This is a genomic window from Acinetobacter sp. 24-47-66, assembly GCF_056779755.1.
This window is the reverse complement of record NZ_JBWYIL010000002.1, coordinates 1-19850: the sequence shown is the minus strand read 5'-3', so window position 1 is coordinate 19850 and position 19850 is coordinate 1. Positions and strand designations below refer to the sequence as shown.

Annotated in this window: 15 protein-coding genes; 12 read left to right on the top strand and 3 right to left on the bottom strand. The window is 38.7% G+C overall.

The genetic code is table 11. The features are described from left to right. Positions 1-16: 16 nt before the first annotated feature. Entirely contained in the window at positions 17-2506 is a 2490-nt protein-coding gene (locus AC1M84_RS02395) for a DNA internalization-related competence protein ComEC/Rec2 (RefSeq protein ID WP_481594357.1), read from the top strand. Here the strand turns inward: AC1M84_RS02395 and AC1M84_RS02390 are convergent. Further along, on the bottom strand, positions 2503-3438 hold the full coding sequence (locus tag AC1M84_RS02390; RefSeq protein WP_481594356.1) for a lysophospholipid acyltransferase family protein: 936 nt from the start codon (positions 3436-3438) through the stop codon (positions 2503-2505). The two genes, AC1M84_RS02395 and AC1M84_RS02390, sit on opposite strands and share 4 nt — an antisense overlap. Before the next feature lie 131 nt (positions 3439-3569). On the opposite strand from AC1M84_RS02390, the gene sppA reads away from it, so the two are divergent. Continuing rightward, on the top strand, positions 3570-4583 hold the full coding sequence (gene sppA, locus AC1M84_RS02385) for a signal peptide peptidase SppA (protein ID WP_035266860.1): 1014 nt from the start codon (positions 3570-3572) through the stop codon (positions 4581-4583). Continuing rightward, positions 4580-5389 (top strand): alpha/beta fold hydrolase, encoded by an 810-nt coding sequence (locus tag AC1M84_RS02380; RefSeq protein ID WP_481594355.1) that lies wholly within the window; start codon positions 4580-4582, stop codon positions 5387-5389. The genes sppA and AC1M84_RS02380 overlap by 4 nt, the downstream gene beginning before the upstream one ends. A gap of 15 nt (positions 5390-5404) precedes the next feature. Here the strand turns inward: AC1M84_RS02380 and purN are convergent, their stop codons facing one another. Next, complete coding sequence (gene purN, locus AC1M84_RS02375) at positions 5405-6034, bottom strand: phosphoribosylglycinamide formyltransferase (RefSeq protein ID WP_092766790.1); 630 nt, start codon at positions 6032-6034, stop codon at positions 5405-5407. An 18-nt stretch (positions 6035-6052) separates the two neighbouring features. Next, positions 6053-7123, bottom strand: a complete 1071-nt coding sequence (gene purM, locus AC1M84_RS02370; RefSeq protein ID WP_035266866.1) for a phosphoribosylformylglycinamidine cyclo-ligase — start codon at positions 7121-7123, stop codon at positions 6053-6055. A gap of 136 nt (positions 7124-7259) precedes the next feature. Between purM and cxpE the strand changes: the two genes are divergently transcribed. The 9 genes from cxpE to AC1M84_RS02325 form a co-directional block, all read left to right on the top strand. Further along, positions 7260-8483 carry a chloramphenicol efflux transporter CxpE gene (gene cxpE, locus AC1M84_RS02365; RefSeq protein ID WP_481588959.1) on the top strand — a complete coding sequence of 408 codons (1224 nt, stop codon included), beginning with the start codon at positions 7260-7262 and terminating at the stop codon, positions 8481-8483. A 15-nt stretch (positions 8484-8498) separates the two neighbouring features. Beyond that, positions 8499-9206 (top strand): DnaA regulatory inactivator Hda, encoded by a 708-nt coding sequence (hda, locus tag AC1M84_RS02360; RefSeq protein ID WP_035266869.1) that lies wholly within the window; start codon positions 8499-8501, stop codon positions 9204-9206. Positions 9207-9385: 179 nt separating this feature from the next. After that, entirely contained in the window at positions 9386-11176 is a 1791-nt protein-coding gene (rbtA, locus tag AC1M84_RS02355) for a rhombotarget A (RefSeq protein ID WP_481594354.1), read from the top strand. Positions 11177-11188: 12 nt separating this feature from the next. Next, positions 11189-13600: a CSLREA domain-containing protein gene (locus AC1M84_RS02350; protein ID WP_481594353.1), complete on the top strand. Its 2412-nt coding sequence runs from the start codon at positions 11189-11191 to the stop codon at positions 13598-13600. A 128-nt stretch (positions 13601-13728) separates the two neighbouring features. Continuing rightward, positions 13729-14511 carry a tellurium resistance protein gene (locus tag AC1M84_RS02345; protein WP_481594352.1) on the top strand — a complete coding sequence of 261 codons (783 nt, stop codon included), beginning with the start codon at positions 13729-13731 and terminating at the stop codon, positions 14509-14511. 59 nt (positions 14512-14570) lie between these two features. Continuing rightward, entirely contained in the window at positions 14571-15650 is a 1080-nt protein-coding gene (locus AC1M84_RS02340; protein WP_481594460.1) for a toxic anion resistance protein, read from the top strand. Between the two features lie 17 nt (positions 15651-15667). Next, positions 15668-16588, top strand: a complete 921-nt coding sequence (locus AC1M84_RS02335; protein WP_481594351.1) for a hypothetical protein — start codon at positions 15668-15670, stop codon at positions 16586-16588. Between the two features lie 171 nt (positions 16589-16759). Continuing rightward, positions 16760-18325: an alkyl hydroperoxide reductase subunit F gene (ahpF, locus tag AC1M84_RS02330; protein WP_481594350.1), complete on the top strand. Its 1566-nt coding sequence runs from the start codon at positions 16760-16762 to the stop codon at positions 18323-18325. A 258-nt stretch (positions 18326-18583) separates the two neighbouring features. Beyond that, positions 18584-19850 (top strand): phage late control D family protein (locus AC1M84_RS02325; protein ID WP_481594349.1); only part of this gene is annotated, 1267 nt, incomplete at its 3' end.

The window sequence follows — 19850 nt, the reverse complement described above, 5'->3', positions numbered from 1 at the left end:
TAAACATAAAAGTTAGATGTTTTTAATATTTATTCTCATCTTTTGGATCATTGGTGTTGCTACGATCAGCTTTCAGGGTGAAGTTGAATATTCAACTCTCTTGCTGGGTATGGCAAGTATCATTTTGATCATGGATTACTTTGTACGATTAATGAGGCAACCTGATCGATTCATTTATCCTCACACCTCAAGTATTGTCCAGTCATCATCAAGAATGCTTGTGCTAACGGGAATTTGTCTGATCACATTTGTTTTGGGGCATCAACATGCAAAAACAGCCTTACACGATCGTTTAGAGAAACGTGTTCAATATATTGAAGAAAAAGAAATAGTTGTCTATATCAATAAAATTAATCAGCTGAAAATGGATCAGGAAGGTCGATCAATACAGCAGCGTGCGCAAGTGATCGACAAGAAGCAAGGACAATCTCAAACGCTATTATTATATTTGCGAGAGTCAAAACTTGATACGACATTAGAACTAGGGCGCTATTATAAAGTTACGGGAAAATTAAGACCCGCACATAGTTATGCAGTAGATGGGGTATTTGATCATGAGAAATGGTTGTTGCAGCAAAATATAGCTGGAACAATGCGTGTAGATTGGATCGTACCTGTAAGTGAAGCGGTGTTATATTCTGAAGGTTATTTATCTTCAACCGATGTGCATCGGAGCCTTATCGCACGATTGAGCCTGAGCATTGAAAAAGCACGTTTAGCTTTTAGGGATGATATCGAACAGGGAGTATTCAGGAATAAGGGTTTGCTAGTCGCGTTACTCACAGGTGATAAGAGTCTACTGACGGAGCAACAAGAAGAATTATTTAAAAAACTAGGCATTACGCATTTATTGGCTATTTCAGGTCCACATGTTCTAATTTTTGCTGGTTTATTATCGTGGTTCATGGGGTATCTTGTATCAATTTTTCGTCCTCATATTTTTCTAAAAGTTCCCAAAACATATTTACTTTTAATCCCTTTCGTATGTGGGGTAATTATTTATAGTTTTTTTTCAGGGCTCGAAATTCCTGCACTAAGAACTACATTGTCAGTTTGTCTAATTAGTATCGCTATTTTATTTAAATTTAAGATTAAGCCTTTTGTGGTATTACTTATCAGTGCGAGCTTAATGCTCTATTTAGACCCTTTTAGTATTTTATCTGCTGCATTTTGGCTTTCGTACGGCGCATGTTTGATTTTGATTCGTGTATACCAAACGATCGTTCATGAACAGCAAAACACTGCTTTAATCAACAAATATCATTTTCTAGATAAAGCAAAAATGTATCTTAAAATACTTTTGCAATCTCAATGGAAAATATTTATTGCACTGTTACCATTCACTTTACTGATATTTCAACAGATTTCTTTACTTGCGCCATTTGCTAATTTAGTTGCTGTTCCAATGATTGGGACCTTGATCGTGCCATTAGAAGTACTGGGCTATTGTCTCAGCTTTATTCCTTTTGTTGGTCTATTTTTATTTCATCTGGCTGATATGTTGATATCGGTTCTTTTGGTGCTGCTGACTAAGTTGGGATTAATATTAGACAATCCATTGAAATGGGTGGCGTTAACGAAAGCACAAATGTTTTTGCTCGCTTTGGCAGTATTGATGTTCTTTATGCCAAAGAATGTAATCCCTCGATTATGGATACCAGTATTAGGTGTGGCATTGCTGATGCCTAAACGTGATGATGGATACGATATCATTGAAATTTTAGACATAGGTCAGGGGCAATCCATACTCTTACAGTCATCAGGGAAAAATGCTTTAGTTGATACAGGCGGGAGCTTTGATGAGAATACATTTAGTATTGGAGAAAGTGTAGTTGTCCCTTTCTTAATTCAACGTGGCATATCAAAATTAGATCAAGTTTTTATCAGTCATCTTGATCAAGATCATGCTGGAGCATACCGCACTATCGGAAAACATATACAAATTGATCAAGTTATCTCAAATGAAAAAGATGATAGGTTTCAGTATGTTGAATTTGATTATTGTCGACAGCATCAACAGGTACAATTGGGTAAGATAAATATACAATTTCTTTCACCAGCTGAATCACAATTAAATTTTGTCAGTCAAAATCGTAATGAGCTTTCGTGCATAATGTATCTGACATTACCCTATGCTAACGATTTTAAGCATATTCTGATTATGGGGGATGCAGGGTGGGAGACAGAGTATCGTATTTTAAAGCAGTATCCTGAACTTAAAGTAGATATTTTAATCTTAGGACACCATGGCAGTCGACATAGTTCATCTTACGACTTTTTAAAAAATACCAAACCTAAAATTGCCATTGCATCGGCTGGTTTTGATAACCGCTATAATCATCCACATCCTGTTGTCAAAGAGCGTTTAAAAGCGCTTAATATTCCGCTACTCGATACCCAATCGAAGGGCAGCATTCGAATGACCTTCGATAAAAACAGAGATGTACAATTTCGATATCATCGAGATCAAAAAGCGTGGTTAACTCGGAATATCCCCATAGATTAACTTGATTTTCTGACTTGCTCTATTTTTGCTCTGGCTTGTTCTGCAGGGATACGATAAATGTTATGTAGATCAGGATTTGCACGGAAACGTTTGTAGCTCCAATGAGCATGTTCAGGATAACGATGAATCAGACTTTCTATTGCACGGTGAATTACTAACGTTCCATCAGCGGGCGTGCCTTCATAAATCGAAGCATCCATTGGTTCAATAAATACATTAAAATCTTCAGTTTCATTGCGAATTGCATAGACCAATAGGCCTTTGGCTTTAGTTTTTTGGATGAGTTTGGCACTTAAATTACTGGACTCGAGTGGTATGCCGAAATAATCGATCATTTCACCACCGTGTTTAGGATTGTGATCTGGAAGAATCACAGTTGTCCCCCCTAATTTAAGGGCTTTAAAAATTTGTCTTATACCACTCTCATCTGTAGGGACTAAAGTTGCTTGTTCTCGACTACGAGCCTGGCGCACAAATTGATCTGCTTCTTCATTCTTGATGGGTTTATACATGATGGTCATCTTGGTATATTGTGCGAACCACGCATTCATGACTTCCCATGTACCAAAATGTGGTGCGAGTAAAATAATACCTTTCTTTTCAGCCATTGCTTCATGAAAATATTCAGCACCAGTGACATTGCGTATTCGTGAAATATTGGTTTCGTTTGAGCTTCCCCAAATACTAAAAAACTCCATATAAGATTGAAGTTCGTTTCTTACCGCTGCACGAGTCACTAAATGTTTTTCTTCATCAGAAAGATGTGGTAAGCAAATGTCGATATTGAGGCGGATGGTGTTCGTAGTTTTTGTAATTTTTAGCGTATTAATCAGCCCTGCAAGCATTTTTGCAAAAAAACGAGAAAAACGAATCGGACGGCGACTGAAGAAATTTAACAGGCGGATTGTGGTCGATGTTTTGGTTTCAGGCATTAGATTCAAAATTTGGTAAGTTCATAGAATATTGTGATTTGGGTTTATTATATGTTAAATCTTGACTTATAAATAGTTTGACCTCATTCCTTGTATATAATGTCAGCTTAAATTTAATTTGGATGGTATGTATGTCCGCTTGGCCGCCTGAACCACAAAATGAAAATCAAAAACCAAATAACCAACCGAACGGAAAAGAATGGCAAATTTTAGAAAAAGCTGTTCTCGCATCTGTAGAAGAACAGAGACGTGCAAGACGTTGGGGAATCTTTTTTAAATTTCTTACTTTCGCATATCTGTTATTTATAGTTTTGGTCATGGGGAAAAGTTGTTCAACGACTTCCACTGATAGTGCGGTGTCATCACAGCATATTGCTACAGTCGATATTGTAGGAACGATTGCTGCAGACCAGCAAAGTGTGAATAGTGCAGATACGATCAAAGGTTTGAAAAAAGCATTTGAAAGCAAGCAATCGCAAGCTGTTGTTTTAAATATTAACTCTCCGGGTGGATCTCCAGTTCAGTCTGATGAAATTTGGCAAGAGATCCAATATTTAAAGTCGGTTTATAAAGATAAAAAACTTTATGCATTAATTGGTGACACAGGTGCTTCAGGTGCATATTACATTGCGTCTGCTGCGGATGAAATTATTGTTAATCCATCAAGTTTAGTCGGCTCAATTGGTGTCATTATGCCAAACTATGGAGTGAGTGGTTTGATGCAAAAACTTGGCGTTGAAGATCGCACCATGACTTCAGGTGAGAACAAAGCATTATTGTCGATGACACAACCAGTTGATCCTGCACAACGTGCACACGTACAAGGTGTATTGGATAATGTTCATCAACATTTTATTGATGCAGTCAAAAAAGGTCGTGGCAATAAATTGAAATCGCAAGACCCTGCTATATTTTCAGGTTTGTTTTGGACTGGTGAGCAGGCTGTGAAGCTCGGTATTGCAGATCGGATTGGCAGTATTCACACACTGAAACGCGAATTAAAAGTCGAAAAAACGGTAGATTATACTATTCAACGTAGCCCCTTTGATTCTGTGCTTGGACGACTTGGAAGTGAAATTGGTCAAGGTTTTGCTTCTTCAATTTCCAAGCAGATTCAATCTGAGCAGGTGAATCGAATCCAATGAAACCATTGATCCATTTTGCTCATGCCAACGGGGTTCCATCGAAAGTTTATCAAAAATTTTTTGATGCTTTGTCTGATCAATTCGATGTGATTTATACGACCAATCTTGGTGTTGATCAACGTTATCCTGTAGATCAACACTGGGAAAGTATGACACAGCAAGTGATTGATAATATTGTTCAGAAATCCCATGGTCGTAAAGTGATTGGTATCGGGCACTCCTTAGGAGGAGTTTTGACGTTCAAAGCTGCGTTGAAATGCCCAGAACTTTTTAGTCAAACTATTCTTCTCGATCCACCTCTTATTATGGGGCTAGAATCATTTGCTATGCATATTGCAAAGTCTTTGAAGTTAAAAGCAGTGGATCAAATGTCGCCAGCGGCATTGTCTAAACGTCGACGTGATCATTGGGATAGTCGAGAGCAAGCTGCAACATTACTTCGACCCAAAGCATTATATACAGCATTTGATGAGCAATGTTTTAATGACTATATTCAATTTGCATTAGTTGAAGATCCAACGCGTGGCGGCGTTGAATTGGCGATTCCAAAATCTATTGAAGTGGATATTTTTAGAACCAATCCTTCATTATGGTGGCTGCCTCAACCTAAGCTCAAAGTTCCAAGTCAATTAATTGTTGCTTCTGAAGGTCCATTCTTAGCACGTAAATTCCCTCATAAAGTGAGGAAAAAGTTTGGTGTGCCTTTTAGTATTTTTGAAGGTGGACACATGTTCCCACTTGAACATCCTGAGCAATTGGCTGCGCATTTAAAAACTATTTTGACGCCACTAAAAAACGCAGCCTAAGCTGCGTTTTTTAAATCAAATATGACAGAACTGTATTGGATCTTTCAAAATTTGATTTTTATAGTGCACGCCTTCGGATGTGACTTGAATGGTTTGATTACAAATCCATTCTACAACTTGAGGATAAATTAAATGTTCAAGTTGATGTACACGATCAGCTAAAGATGCAACATTATCATGGTGCGACACTTTGAGTACGCCTTGAGCAAGTGCTTGACCTGCATCTAGTTCTGCAGTGACATAATGTACTGTACATCCATGCCATAAATCACCAGTATTTAATACACGTTGATGTGTATGCATTCCTTTGTAATTTGGCAGTAGAGAAGGGTGGATATTGATCATTTTACCCTCCCATGCTTTAACGAACTTAGCACTTAAAATACGCATAAAGCCCGCTAAAACTACAAGATCCGCTTCCCAGTCGAGCAGTTGCTGATGCATAACATCATCAAACGTTTCACGGTCTGGGAAGTTTTTGTGTTCAATCACTGCAGTTGCAATGTTGGCATGAGTAGCACGCTCAAGTGCGTAAGCATCAGGTTTATTCGAGATCACACCGACAATTTGACCTGAAAGGTTTGCATCAATTAATGCTTGTAGGTTTGATCCGTTACCTGATACTAAAACAGCAATTTTAATCATGTTTTAACAATAAACTGATTAAGCGAAGATCACACGAATTTTTTCGTCTGCACCTTCGACAGATTCAGCATTGTCAACAATGTGGCCCATTGTCCATGCTTTTTCGCCGAGTTGATTTAAGATTTCAACTGTTTTATCAGCTTCAGCAGCATCAACAACTAGAACCATACCTACGCCACAGTTGAATGTACGGTACATTTCAAATTGTTCTACACCACCTTCACGTTGAAGAAGTTTGAACAGCTCAGGCCATTCCCAAGAAGATTCGTTTACTACAGCTTGAGCACCATTTGGTAATACGCGAGGTAAGTTACCTGGTAAACCGCCACCTGTGATGTGTGCCATCGCGTGAACATCAACCTGTTTGAGAAGCTCTAGAATTGGTTTAACGTAGATACGAGTTGGCTCCATTGCGACATCAGCAAGTGGACGACCATCAACAATTTGAGTTAAATCAACATTTTTTACATCTAAAATTTTACGAAGAAGAGAGTAGCCATTAGAGTGTGCGCCGCTTGAAGCAACACCAACTAATACATCACCAGCTTTAACTTTAGAGCCATCAATAATTTTACTTTGTTCTACAACACCTACACAGAAACCAGCTAAATCGTAATCTTCACCTTCATACATGCCTGGCATTTCAGCAGTTTCACCACCGACCAATGCACATCCAGCAAGCTCACAACCTTGACCGATACCTGTCACTACATTTGCTGCGACATCAACATTGAGGTGACCAGTTGCGTAGTAATCAAGGAAGAAGAGTGGTTCAGCACCACAGACAAGTAAATCGTTCACACACATTGCAACCAAATCCTGACCAATTGTGTCATGACGGTTTAAATTCAATGCTAAACGTAATTTTGTACCAACACCGTCTGTGCCAGATACGAGAACAGGTTCTTCATAACCTTTAGGAATTTTACAAAGTGCACCGAAGCCACCAAGACCGCCCATTACTTCAGGACGAGTCGTGCGTTTAGCGACAGATTTGATACGATCGACTAACGCGTCGCCCGCCTCAATGTCGACACCTGCATCTTTGTAGCTTAAACCAGTGTTTGGGGTAGAAGTTGAGTTGCTCATATTGAAGTCTCCGCATTCGCGCGGGGATTATAACCTGAATATACGAAACTCTTATGTTATTTATGCACTAAAATGTTATCTTTACTAAAATATTTTCCTTTACATAACGAATAATCTTAAAAAAAGGCGAGTTTCTATGGTAGATCGTACCCTACGCCGTGTTTTTATCCTTGCAGGGATAGCTTTATTTCTCTGGATTTTATACTTATTAAAACCGGTCGTAATCCCATTTATTGGTGCATTTTTAATAGCTTATCTTTTCAGTCCATTGGTTGATCGATTGCATAAGATAGGTTTACCTCGTTGGTTGTCTATCAGTTTGGTATTTATTGGTATTGGTGTCGTGATCACATGGGCAATGTGGTATTTGGTTCCATTAATTTGGGAACAGCTGATGTATGCTAAATCCAGTATCCCGAAAGTAGTTCATTGGGTAAATTTTAGCTTCTTACCGTGGTTATCAGATACTTTCAATATAGTGCCACTAGAATTAGATGTAGATCAGATTTCAGCAGCTGTTATGGAGTATGTTCAAACCAATTATAGTGCTGACAGTATCCAAGCGATGGCACTCAAATTGGCACAATCTGGTCTGAATTTTATTCAGATTGGTGGGACAATTGTACTGATTCCAATTATTGCATTTTATTTCCTCTTAGATTGGGATCGAATGCTCAATAGTTTGCGTCGACTCATTCCGCGTCCTTATGAAGCTTCAACGCTTGAAATCGTAGGTGAATGCCATAGCGTACTAGGTGCATTTGTAAAAGGACAATTCCTCGTGATGATCCTTTTGGGGATTGTTTATGCTGTTGGTTTACAACTGATTGGTCTGGAAGTTGGTTTGATTATTGGCATGATTGCAGGCTTGGCAAGTATCATCCCATATTTAGGATTTGCAGTCGGAATTATTGCTGCCGTGATCGCAACTTTCTTTCAATTTGGTATGGATTGGACTCAACTCCTTTTAGTTGCAGTGGTGTTCATGGTAGGGCAAGCTGTTGAAGGTTATGTGCTTCAGCCATTCTTATTGGGAGATAAAATTGGTCTTTCTCCAGTAGCGGTCGTATTCGCTGTATTGGCTGGTGCACAATTGGCTGGTTTCTTGGGTATGTTGATTGCATTACCTGTTGCAGCTGTAATCGTGGTACTGCTCCGACATGCACGTGACACTTATGAAAGGAGTACAATTTATGGTACGCCAGCTGTTGCCGTAGCTGATCATGGTGGTGGTGAAATTACAATCCAAACCGATCAGGTTGATATTGAGCTTGATCTCAAACCACAATCAATCAATAATCAACAAGATATTGCAACATCTGAAAAAATCGATGTGCAGAAACAAAATAAAGAACCTTAAGGTGACCAAGCATTTATGCGGCAACTGCAACTTGATATAGAACCTCAACTTGATGCACGGATCAGTGATTTTTCCGGCCCAGGTTGGGGACCCGTCATTGATGCAGTTCGCCAACTTCATGCTGGATTAATGAATCGATTTTACCTTTATGGCGGTGCGGGCACAGGTAAGAGTCACTTATTAACTGCGATATGTGACTCATATCTAGATGTTGGGAAATCTGCAATTAAAGTTTCATTGCTAGAATTGCTCGATGCTCCAATTGAGGCGATTACTTCATTGGATCGTTATGATTTGGTCGCTCTAGACGATATTGAAGCGATTAGTGGTGTACCGCATTGGCAAAAGGCGGTATTTCATTTAATAAATAATAATAATGATGGTGGAGGACAACTAGTCTTTTCATCTAGATCTGCGCCAATTGAATTGAAACTTGAATTACCAGATCTTCAGTCGAGATTAACTCAAGCGGTGAGTGTTAAAGTGCCAACAGGTCAATCCTACGCTGACCGCTATGCCTTATTACATTCTGTGTTAGATCGTAAAGGTGTGCATTTTGATCCTTTAATTATTGATTATCTGCTGACCAATGGCCCGATACAGACCAGTACCTTATTACAAACGGTTGATCAATTATCAAAGTTACTACAGGGTGAAAAAGTTAAGCTATCCAACGCAACCCTTAAGCAAATCTACGCGCTCATCGATCAGTATAGTGCTTAAATGCTTTTTAAATGTTATTCAAAACTCAAAATGTAGATTTTATCTGAACTCGGCAATTTTTTACTTAAAAATAATTGAGAATTCTAAAAATTTGTGACAGATTAGTCAAAATGGATAAATAGCGCTACATAATTAAAGTTCGCTACTTAAAAAAATAAAGAAAAATTAAGGAGATGGTAATGCTCAGACGGGGCTTAGGTCTTGTATTGTTGTGTGCAACAGGGCATGTATTCAGTGCAGATATTGTGGTTACGACCACTGAAGATATCACCAAAAATGATGATGAATGTTCGTTGCGTGAAGCAATTGAATATATTAATCAGGGTAAACCTGAAGCAGGTCTCAATGGCTGTGGTGGTAAAGATGCCACAGATAATATTATCTTATCTACGAAAGAATATCTCCTAAACGAGCAAGTTCGCATCTCTAAACCGATGGTTTTTAGAACGCAGTATGAAACTACCATTGTCGACGATATTCCTGGTACAAAAAATGCCGTCATAACAATGAAGGGTACTGATAGAATTTTCCATATTGAGCGAATTCGTCCTAAAGCTGATGATGAAATTAGAGATGCTGCAATTGGTGTGGAATTTTACGAAATTACCTTGCAAGGTTGTACTGCATCTGTATGCAAAGACAAAGGTGGATTAATTCTCAATTATGAACGGCTAAAATTTGATAAAAGCCATCTTATCAATGGCAAAGCAAATTTTGGTGGTGCGATTTATAATGTTGAATCATTTATTGAATCCGAAACTAGCAAAATTCGTTCCGCGCGAGTGAATCTAGTTAATTCGTTACTGGAAAACAATCAAGCACAACAAGGTGCTGTATTGTATAGTGAATTTCCTGATTTTGACATTAGTGCTTCTGTTATTAAAGGTAATAAAACAACAGATTCAGAAGGTTTCGCAATTTATAGCCATAAAGTGTTGAGTGAGGATGAAACTAAGGTGACCAATCTCAATTATGCCAAAGTGATCAATTCAACAATTTTTAATAATAAGGGCTATATTATCAATGTGAAGGATGGTATTGCACTTAATAACAATACGCTGGTCTTTAATGATTTTGGATTGATTTTTAATGCGCCGTTTAAGAAGGCATTGCTTACTAACAATATAATTGCAAAAAATGGCAATAGAGACTGTCGTGTAGAGACTGCAATCGATCAATCAAATTTAAACAATAATTTATATGGTTTTGGTTGTGAGGGCACAGCTTCAGAAAAACTGGGCGAGCGCACATTATTAGCTGGGACTGATGTAGAAGGTGAATGTGATGTTAATTCATCTGGCATTTTATGTCCGTTCAAAGTCTATTCTGGCTATGCTTTAGGATATTTCCGCCCAAGAGTGTTGCCTAGTTATCGACAATTGACAGATTCTCCGATCATTAATCGTGGACCAGATTCAAATGGTACATCATGTGAAACAGTTGATCAGCGTGGCAACGCACGTAAGGATCGTATTTTGTGTGATCGAGGCGCAATCGAACTGATTCAGTCAAGTACGTCTTCAGGCAGATTTGGCAAGGATATCTTTTACGGAGAAATTGTTAAGTTAAATATTAATGATTTTCTAGGAGATGGTGAGCTAATACCCGCTAGTCAATGTGATGCCTTAGTCGGACCTCATCCCAAAAAAGAAGAATGGCAAGCGGGCTGTATGATCATCCAACAAAATAACTCTCCTAGTAAAGGTAAAGCTGAACTACTCCAAAATGGAGAGTTTACTTATACACCTCAAGGGAATTGGCACGGAACTGATGATTTTAAAGTTTTGGTCGTTGTATCTACACGTCAATTGAATGAGTCAATGAATCCTTATATCGAAATTCCAACCGTCATTAAACAAGACCCCAGAGATACTTATACAAGCGATAAAGTAAAAACTTCTGGTGGGGGGCTAGGTCTAATCTCCGTATTAGGTCTGATGACTTTAATCGCGATACGTAGAAAAAAATAATAAGGGAATCGTATGTTGAAAAGTAGAAAAGCTTTTTTGACCTTAGCAGTCCTGTCTGCAATGTCCTTGATGGCTGCTGAAGATACAATAATTTATGTCACTACCTTCGATGATGAAGACGGTACTAATGATGCAAAGTGTTCACTCAGAGAAGCGTTGAAGGCTGCTTCGACTAATCGAGCTTATGGAGGTTGTGCTAAAGGTAATACGGATCGAGTACAAACTGACATTATTCAGCTTGAAGCTGGTACTTATAGCTTGAATGCAGAGCTTCAGCCATCTTCTTCAGTGATTATTAGGGGTAAAGAGCCTGTCGATTATTCCAAACCGAATGTTATTTCAAATAGTTATCCTGCGCAAACTAAAATTCAAACTATAATTAATGGTCAAAATACACATCGCATTTTCAATACGACCAATCTAAATCGACCGAGTTTGAGTTTAAAAAATATAGAGCTGACAAATGGTAAATCATCTACCAATGGTGGCGCTTTGCTATTGGGGGGTGAGACTGATTTATACAATGTAAATATCACAAAGTCTTCAGCGTTAAGAGGTGGAGCGATATTTTTGAATGACAGTGATAGCTCTTTAAGTTATTCGGTCGGGTGGGTGAGTGGTAATACAGCTCAGCAAGGCGCTGTTATAGCAATGTCTTGCTTGGATAATCTTGTGTTCACACGTCGTAAGATTGATTTATCCCGTATGTCTATTACCGAAAATGGAAATACAGCTTCAAACAGTTTATTCTCATTTTGTGGTGAACCTACAGCACAATTGCAAGCAAATACAATCTCTTCCAATGTATTAAATAATACACAAGGTCAAATTTTTCAATTTAGTGATCGTTTAACAGATGGGGGTCAAATAAATTTGAGTCCCAATTCTATTTTGAAGCTCGATAGTAATACGATTATCGCCAATACCGCGCGATCTGTGCTTTGGTATGGAAATACAGGTGCAAAAGCCTTAAATCATAATGTGATAGGTTTTAATCAGGCTAAAGCCTGTATATATAGTCACGGTGATGTGAGCCAAGTTGAGTCAGCAGGTATTGAATTATTGGCAAATGCTATTCCACTGAGTAATTCATCTATAGACTGTGATCTACCAGCAAAAGCGTCAGAAAATGCACAAAAAAATAGTCTTGATGTTAGTCAATTGAGTATCAATGATCTGTTTTCAACATCGTTACCGGTTAATGATGAGAATACTAACTTTCATCCTGTCTTTTTTCCGAAGATTAATTCTAGCGGTAAAGATTTAGTTGATTTTGGTACTGATGGTTGTTCGCTGCTTGATCAACGAGGTATTAATCGGATTGGATTGGACTCGCTCAACAGTTTAGATGCGACTCCCAATACTTGCGATATTGGTGCGATAGAAACCTTAAAGTTGACTGTTTCCAATTTAAGTAAAGCAAATGAATCACTGGTTCAAATAAAGAAATCAACTGAGAATAGAATTAAAGCATTCGAAGATGCTATTGCCGATCCTGAAACCAAAGAAGAAGTGATTGATTATTATAATAAGGAGCTCACCGATCAAAAAGCATTTTTGAATGAGTTAAATAATCTTAATCAATATCGTCCAATTTTGTTCGATCCATTTAAATTGAATTTACCAGATGAATTTGTTTCTCCTGATGGTAAGGTGCGAAAAATTGAGCATCTTAATGTTGATAATTATGATATCAAAGTTGAAGTTGTGGGAGTTGGGAAATTAGATATCGATAAAACGTTCTTAGGTAAGTTTGATGATCGGTTGAAATGTGAGTGGAAACCGCAGCTTAAGCAGATAGTCATGTATAGAACAGATGGCCGCATAACACCGAGTGGAGACTCTGAATTCTGTACATATACGCTTACTTCAAAAAGCGACAGTAAAAAAACATCAAGTGCATATTTAATTGGTAATTTTATCAATATCGTGCCAACTGTTCCTGAACGTGTGGAATATACAATCAATCCAAAAAAATCGACTCAAATCAGTGTAAATTTACTGGCTGAAGCGAGTGATGCTGGTGATGGCAACAGAAATGCAATCAATCCTCCAAATAAAAAGGAGTTTTACCATAATGCTAATGGGGATGAGGTATCAATTTATTTTGCAAGAGTACCGAATCCCGTTTCAATTATCGCGGATCGGGTAGAGCCATGTGCTAATGACCGTTTTAAAAAGTGCTATGGTGGAAACATTCGAGTTCAGTTGAACAATAATTTGGATGTCTTTTCCTATGATCTTAAGTACTCAGTATTGGACGCAGACGGCGCTTCATCAGGTGAGGGAACATTAGCTGTTCTAAATGCGGAAACAGGGCCTGGAAGTTCTCGTACGAGTGGAGGGGGGAGCCTAGGTGGGTTTGGGCTTTTAGGACTCATTGGTTTAAGTTGGCTTAGAATGAGAAAATCTAAACCTCATTAATAAAAAAGCCAGCATTTGCTGGCTTTTTTTGTGTTTGATTTTGTGTAATATTTTGCAAAAAATTAGTATATTTTGAACAGTTTATTGCTACATTTGAAGATTGCTGATCACTTTCTTAAATTACACCAATGTCATCTTTTAATGAGCTTATACCCTTAAATCAAATTGAAGTTAATCCTTCGGATTTGCTCTCAATTAAGAGGCATGATCTTGTTCCTTTATTGACTGATTCGTCTAAACTTAATTTATATGCTGAACATATTGTGCAGGCACAAAATGCTCTATTGGTAGGTATAGACCCCACTTTAAATAAAAAATTAAGCGAAACAATTTCAGATATTATTCAAAAATTGAATCAATCCAAAAAGAAATTAAAACAAAAAAAATTTAACGCTCTCCAAAAGTGGTTAGGTCTGGATTTGGAGTTCGGTGCGGGTCAAATTTCTTATATTCGTGATTTAGATAGACTCATTCTAGATGCTGATCAGCTGTCCCAACGTATTCACATTGAAATCCAAAAGTCTAGTTCTCGATTTCAGCAAGCAGTTGGTTTAAGAGAGCAAATGGCGCGCTACATTCAAGCAGCAAGACAATTTTTAACAGAATACACAGATTTTTTTCATCATCGCCATCCACTCGATAACTTTGAGGAGCGATTGGCTAAAAAAATACAAACATTAGAGTCGGTACAAGCAAACAATGATATTTCTCTTATGCAAATGCAATTGACTCAACAACTTTCATTAACTCTGACGGATCGTTTTCGTGAAGCGCAGCAAGTATTAATCCCAGCTTGGCAATATCATCTTGAGCAAACTCAAATTAAAAATGGCGCAGTCGATATTGAAAAGTTAGATCAAAGTCGCGAACAACTGATTCGATCTTTAAAAAAATCACTAATTAAAGAATAAGGTGTGTTATGTCTGATTTTCCAATTCAAAAGAAAAATGAATCCTTAAGCTTAATCTCTATGGAGGAAAAGTTTTCCAAGTTAGATTTAAAAGAAATTGGGTTGATGACCTCAGACCTTGCAGCAGTCGAATCAGTTCACCAAGAACTAGCTGATATGAATCATGCAACGGTTGCTGAATATGGGAAAAATATCGCGACTAAAACAGCGACTTATACGGATGAACTGCTGGATTTAGTCAAAAATAAAGATTTGGATGCAACAGGTCAAAAGTTAAATGAAGTTGTTACAGTGGCTCAACAGCTCAATACAAACAGTATTTTAAGCCCTGCTAAAAGTTCAGGCTTCTTGGGCAGTATCTTAAATCGATTTAAAGGTGCGAAGCAGAGCTTTGATCAAAAGTTCAATTCCACTAAAGAACAAATAGATGCTTTAGTTAAAGAAATTGAAACCTCTCAACAAGGTTTAAAAGACCGTGTAAATACATTGGATCGTATGTTTGATGGTGTGCAGGATGAATATAAACAATTAGGGGTTTATATTGCTGCAGGGAAAATTAAACAACAAGAAGTTCAAGAGCAAATAGCTGAATTGAGTACGCTAGAACAAGATGCGCAAACCAATCAAAAAATCTACGACTTAAATCACTTAGCAAACAATTTGGAAAAAAGAGTGAGTGATTTACAGGTATTGCAACAATCTGCGATGCAGACATTACCGATGATTCGAATTATTCAATCAAATAATTCAATGTTGGTGGATAAGTTTTATGCGATAAAAAATATCACGCTTCCTGCTTGGAAAAATCAAATTAGTTTAGCGATTTCATTACAGGAGCAAAAAAATAGCGTCCAATTGGCTAATACTATTGATGATGCGACGAATGAGTTACTTAAACGGAATGCAGATTTATTACACCAGAATTCAGTCGATACTGCTCGAGCAAATCAACGTTCAGTGATTGACATTGAAACACTTGAACATGTTCAAAATACCCTCATTAAAACAGTGAATGATGTTATTAGTATTCAGAAAGAAGGGATGCAAAAACGTGAAGAGGCATCAATCCGTATTAAGGCTTTGCAAGGAAATCTTCAACAACTTGTTTTGGATTCGAGTCAAAATCAGCCAAAACACTAATTTCTTGAGGTTTAAATTTGAATAAAACCAATGAATATCTTGTGGCGCAGACTGAGATTCAGAAAAGATTGCCTGAATTGTACAAACGAAATCGCATACTTAATTTATGGGGATTTTTGAGTACCAGTGTATTCATCATTTCAGTCGTGTCGCTTTTTATTCATCAGGACATGATTTATGGTTTTATGGGAATGAGTGAAACTGTTCAGCAGCTTCATTTGCCACATAGTTTAGATGAAGTCTTAAACGTGTACCAACATCAGCCTGACTATTTTTTTAATTTAATATCTTGGTTAGGCTGGTTAATTCTAAAAGTATTTAGCTCAGTCATTGGTGCTTTTTTTATTGTTCATTTTTTAAAAAAAATAAGTTTTTTCTATGTGCGCTTTCAATCATTTGTGCTTAAGTTTGTAGGTTGGTTAATTGCTGTCATCTTAATTTGGTCAAGTTTGACCTATGTTCAATATGACTTGAATGATGAGTCTTTAGAACAACAATATCAATTAAGTCATTATGATAAATCGATTCATGAAAGTCAGATTGCTGTCATCATGAGTGAACAACAGGTCAATCCAATTATTCAAGCCTACGTCCTTGCGCAAGTGGCTTTGATTCACAAACCTGAAGATACCAAGCTAGCAACTGCATATTTAGCTCGACTTGCGCAAGCTGAAAGAAATGAAAAACAGTTTGTCGAATATGGCTTTAATGCAGAGCAGTTATGGTCAATGCAGCAACAAGTGTATGGTCAATCTATTACTCCTTGGGCAAAAGCGATAGATCCTCGGGCAAATCAGGCACGACAAATCTCAGAAGTCGTCAAGATGATGTTCATGCTGCTCTCAGCTATCATGTTATTGGCAATGTTTATTTTCTTTGGATTAGCTCGTAGTTTTAAAAGCAGAATTCAAACGATCACTCAACGTTTGGAGATATAGTTAAAGTTTGTACTGTTACGATCATCATAAAAGAATCATTCATTTTTAAATGGATGATTTTTTAATTCAATTTTTCGATAGTCTTTATGTAAACTAACTGTTTTACCTATTTTTGTATTTCTTCTAATATAGCTTTATCAAACAAATATTACTCCTTTGGAGACGTTAGCAATGTTAGATCAAAATACTTCAGCTCAATTAAAAACGCTTTTAGAACGCCTTGAAGGTCCAATCGAATTGGTTGCGACTTTAAATGATTCAGACAAATCTGCAAAAATCAAAGAACTTGTGGAAGAAGTGGCTGCACTTTCTCCATTCGTCACAGCTCGTTTTGATGGACAAAATAAACGTGTGCCGAGCTTTGGTATTGCTAAAGCGGGTGAAGAACCGCGTGTCTTCTTCGCAGGTTTACCAATGGGTCATGAGTTCACTTCTTTGATTTTGGCATTGCTACAAACTTCTGGTTATGCACCAAAAGTATCTGATGAAGTATTAGCATCCATTAAAGCTTTAGAAATCAAATCTGACTTTGATGTATTCGTATCTTTAAGCTGTCATAACTGCCCAGATGTGGTTCAAGCACTTAACTTGATCGCAATCTACAACCCTGGCACAACAGCAACCATGATTGATGGTGCATTCTTCCAAGACGAAGTAGAGGAACGCAAAATCATGGCTGTACCAATGGTGTTCCAAGACAACGAACATATTGGTCAAGGTCGTATGACATTGGAAGAGATTGTTGCGAAGCTTGATACTAATTCTGCTGCGAAAGATGCTGAAAAGCTCAATGCCAAAGATGCATTTGATGTGCTTGTGATCGGTGGTGGTCCTGCAGGTAACACATCTGCAATCTATGCCGCTCGTAAAGGTATCCGTACAGGAATCGTTGCTGAGCGCATGGGTGGTCAGGTCATGGACACCATGGACATTGAAAACTTTACATCAGTGCAAAAGACGCAAGGTCCTAAGTTTGCAGCTGAAATGGAAGCACATGTTCGTGAATACGGTGTCGACATCATGAACCTACAACGTGTGTCTGACATTAAAGGTGCAGATGAAACTGCCAACGGTTTAGTTGAAGTGACTTTAGAGAATGGTGCAAAACTTGAATCGAAAACGGTCATCCTGTCTACAGGTGCACGTTGGAGAGAAATGAATGTACCAGGTGAGCAAGAATACAAAACCCGTGGTGTTGCGTACTGCCCACACTGTGATGGTCCATTGTTCAAAGGCAAACGTGTGGCTGTGATCGGTGGTGGTAACTCTGGTGTTGAAGCTGCGATTGACCTTGCAGGTATTGTTGAGCATGTCACTTTGGTTGAGTTTGATACCAAACTGCGTGCTGACCAAGTCCTTCAAGATAAATTGAACAGCTTACCTAACACGACTGTCATCAAAAATGCGTTGTCTACAGAAGTCGTTGGTGATGGCAAACAAGTCACTGCACTGAAATACAAAGACCGTGCGACGGATGAAGAACACACTGTCGAATTGGCGGGGATCTTCGTACAAATCGGTTTGTTACCAAACACGGATTTCTTAAAAGAAACCCAAGTTGAATTAACTAACCGTGGTGAGATTGTGATTAATGATCGCAACGAAACCAATGTAAAAGGTGTATTTGCTGCGGGTGACTGTACAACAGTACCTTATAAGCAAATCATCATTGCCACTGGTGAAGGCGCGAAAGCATCACTGTCAGCGTTTGATTACATCATTCGTTCTGGACAGTAGTTCAATCGTATTCTTTAAATAAGAAGTTCTTAGTTTTGTAGTTTACAGAGGTTGAAGATGCTAACACTTCAGCCTCTTTTTTTGTAATCATTCACTTGCTTTATATTATTTGTTAAATCAAATCTATATTTTATTTGTAATTTTATTTCACAATAAATGGGTGTTTTGTGTAACAGGACCTGTTTATCGTGTCTGTTTTTTGTTTAAATATTAAGAAATTCTTTAGCCTTATTAAATTATAAAAGACAGATAATAACCATGCTTGCCAACATCTTTTCGGCATTGGAACAGCTCGGCCTAACCGCCCAAAACAGAGCCCTCCACATCCAATTCAGTCATTCACAACTGAATAGCCAAGTCTTCCTCCAACGCATCGATGGCAGCCATGTCCTTAACGAAGGCGTGCAAGCAGAACTCATCTGTCTCTCCACCAATGCCTTAATTCCACTCAAACAATTCATCGGCACACAAGTGGCCGTCGATCAAGTCACCGATCAAGGCACCCTGTTTAGAACTACCGGCATCATCACCGAAGCCTCACAAGGACAAAGCGATGGGGCACTGACCCTCTACAAACTCACGCTCAACGATGCAACAAACCTGTGGCACAAACGCCGCAACAGCCGCGTATTTATGAACAAATCCGTGGTCGAAGTGGTGGAAATTCTCTTTGAAGAATGGCAAAACAAAAGCCCACTCTTTGCCTCGAGCCTCAGCCTAGACCACAGTGGATTGCAACAACAATACGACATCCGACCCTTCATCATGCAAAGCAACGAAAGCGACTACGACTTTCTGACTCGCTTACTACGCAGTGAAGGCATTAACTGGCTCATTGATGAAGCGCAACCGATTGTACCGAGCAACAACAGCCCGATCGAAGCACAAAAGCTCCGCCTGATTGACGACAACAGCCAATACCAAGCGCTTAACCGACGCAACATCCGCTACCACCGTAGTGATGCGACAGAACAATTTGATAGCATCACCAGTTTTATCGGACAACGCAGCCTACAACCCACCGCAGTCCACCTACAACGCTGGCAAGCCACAGCCCTCGAACAAGAAGAAGGCGCAGGCTCAGTCCAAAGCAAACACCAACACAGTGACCCCCAAGACAATGCCAGCCTAGGCCTCGAACAAGCATGGCACATCAGCCCTGCATGGATCCAAGATCTCAAAGGCGAAGACCAAGCCACTGCCTCAGGTAACGGCCAAGTCGAAAAACTCAACCAACACCTCAGCGACTACTACGCCGGACAAAGCAAACAATTCATCGCCAAAGCCAGCGTCAGAGACAGCCAAGTCGGCTACTGGTTCAGGCTCGATGGCCATCCAGAAATTGAACAACACAGCGGAGCTGACCAAGAATTCCTCATTGTTGGCAAACGCTACTACAACCAAAACAACCTACCCAAAGACTTAGACCAACAGGTCCAACAACTGCTACAACGCAGCCAATGGACGCCAAAACACAAGACAAACACCAACCAAGCAACCCACAAGGATCAAGAACGCCAAGCCA